Source organism: Bartonella sp. MR168JLCBS, from assembly GCF_042194175.1.
Genome location: NZ_JBHIMP010000564.1, coordinates 1 through 291 on the forward strand (window position 1 = coordinate 1; position 291 = coordinate 291).

General features: G+C 41.2%; 1 protein-coding gene. It reads right to left on the minus strand.

Going from position 1 to position 291, the window contains the following annotated elements; all coding sequences use genetic code 11:
• A partial coding sequence (locus ACFIK8_RS12685; RefSeq protein ID WP_375669628.1) for a DNA translocase FtsK occupies nt 1-291 on the minus strand: 291 nt, incomplete at both ends.

Below are 291 nucleotides of genomic sequence, written 5' to 3' on the forward strand. Positions count from 1 at the left end.
AAGAATTTGATTGGATTAATTCCCGTAAATAAACGGTTTCACGAACAGCATTTGGCAACTCAATTCCAATAACATTGCGGCCAGGAATCACAGCAACGCGCGTAGAAATAGCAGACATAGAACGAGCAATATCATCAGAAAGATTAATGACCCGTGATGATTTTACTCCCGCTGCAGGCTCAAATTCGTACATTGTCACCACAGGTCCTGGATGAACATGGATAATTTCACCCTTAATTCCAAAATCTTCCAAAACACTTTCTAAAAGTCCAGCACCGCGCTCCAATGTTT